The 1,734-nt window shown below is 71.9% G+C and carries 3 protein-coding genes; all 3 read right to left on the bottom strand.

Annotated elements, in window-relative coordinates:
• A partial coding sequence (locus ACI2L3_RS40240) for a hypothetical protein (RefSeq protein WP_404757439.1) occupies positions 1 to 551 on the bottom strand: 551 nt, incomplete at its 3' end.
• Positions 548 to 1,435 carry a hypothetical protein gene (locus tag ACI2L3_RS40235; RefSeq protein WP_350749549.1) on the bottom strand — a complete coding sequence of 296 codons (888 nt, stop codon included), beginning with the start codon at positions 1,433 to 1,435 and terminating at the stop codon, positions 548 to 550. The genes ACI2L3_RS40240 and ACI2L3_RS40235, both read right to left, overlap by 4 nt.
• Positions 1,432 to 1,734, bottom strand: a 303-nt coding sequence (locus ACI2L3_RS40230) for a hypothetical protein (RefSeq protein WP_404757438.1), incomplete at its 5' end; no start/stop codon positions are given. The genes ACI2L3_RS40230 and ACI2L3_RS40235, both read right to left, overlap by 4 nt.

Below are 1,734 nucleotides of genomic sequence, written 5' to 3'. Positions count from 1 at the left end.
CGCACCTTGATGAACCGGGGCCGCCCGTCGGCGTGCTCCCCGTCACGGCGGGCGCGGGTGCCGTCCGGGAGGGTGAAGGCGGCGACGTCCGAGGCGGGCACGACGACGGCGCGCCCGTTGAAACCAGCGACGACCGCTTCAAGACCAGTCCACAGGGCCACACCAGCGGCAAGCACCTCCCGGAACTGGACATCCGTGAGGACGCACGGCACGCCCGACATCTCGACCTCCTCGGCGGGCGGGGTGGGGGCGGGCCAGACGGTGAGCGCGGCGGGGCGGTCGGCGCGGCGGGTGGCGTAGACGACGTCCATGGCGTCCGCGAGGGTCGGCGCGAAGCGGGCCCACATGGCACCGCCGCCACCCCCGAGGTACTCGATCTCCCAGAACACGGCGCCCGCCAGCAGGCCGGAGCGCATCACCCTCGGGCGGATCGAGACACGGCGGTTCACCAGGGCGTACAGCGCGTACTCCTGGGTGCCGAGCCGCGGGGACCGCGAACAGACGGGAGTCCGCACGGGCGTGTCGCTGTCGTGCTTCGACGCGGTGATCACGAGTCCACCTCGTCCAGCCGGGCGACGTCGTCGCGGGTGATGGTGAAGGATGAGCCGCCGGTGGAGACGGTGAGACCGTCGAGTGCGTCGTCCTTGAAGCCCTTGCGGACCGCGACGGCCAGGGCCTCCTTGGCCTCGGTCTCGTCCTTGCGGGCCAGGTGCTCGCGCTGGATGCGGTTCAGGGCGTGGGCGAGGTCCTCGGTCTGCTCACGCCAGTCCAACTCGAGACCACCGAAGTCGGGGGTGTCCCCGTCCTCGGGGTCCAGGCGGGCGATGGTGAGCAGGCCGCGGCAGTGCGGTCCGGCCGCCACCAGGTACGAGGACCCGGTACGGCGGTTGCCGGTGATCGTCAGCTCCCCGCCGTACGCCTTCGCCGTCCGCACGAAGCGGGCCAGTCCCTTCTCGTGCACCAGCGTGTGCAACGGCAGCTCCTCACCGACGAACGAGGCCGGCATCACCGAGGCAGGGACGTTCGGGAACTCCGGATCCGGGTCACCGCCCTGCAGGACGAGCTCGCTGCCGGCAATCAGGCCACCGACGTCCTGGAACGTCAGCTGGTGGCCGGCGTCCGTGACCTCCCGGGTGATCATCAACATGGTCTGATCCAGCTCGTCCGCCAGCGTGAACACCGCCAGGACGGCCTTCGCCGCCGCAGGGGACAGGTGGAACGCGTCCGTGGCCGGATCCCCGGTCAGATCCTCCACCTCCAGCACAGACGACCGCGCCATCACAGACGTGGACCCGCACGAGGCCATGACCCACACCCAGCGGTCCGAGACCTGCACCCGCAGGTGCTCCAGCACACCCGACTTCGGGCCACCCGTGTGCGGCAGCGCCCCCGCCAGAGCCTGCCGGAACTGCATCGTGTCCAAGGTGACCCTCATGCCGCCGCCTCCGCTCGGGCCAGGCGACGCACGGCCGGCGCCAGCGCCGCCAGCGACTCCACGCACGAGAACGGGACCGCATGGGTGATCGCCGAGACGGCGTCACCGCGCGTCAGGATGACCGACACCCGATCGCCGCCTGCGCCGTCCGGGTAGATGCGGACCAGTGCCTCGGTCTCCGGCAGCCGATGGGCCAGCACCAGCACGCCCAGGGCCGCGACGACGGCGCCCGCCGCCGCATCCCGGTCATGCACGTGACTGCAGCCCAGCCGGGCCTCACGGATCAGCCGGCGGATCCG

The organism is Streptomyces sp. NPDC029674, assembly GCF_044903205.1.
Taxonomy (GTDB): domain Bacteria; phylum Actinomycetota; class Actinomycetes; order Streptomycetales; family Streptomycetaceae; genus Streptomyces.
The sequence above is the reverse complement of the archived record's forward strand: the minus strand, read 5'-3'. Positions and strand labels throughout refer to the sequence as shown.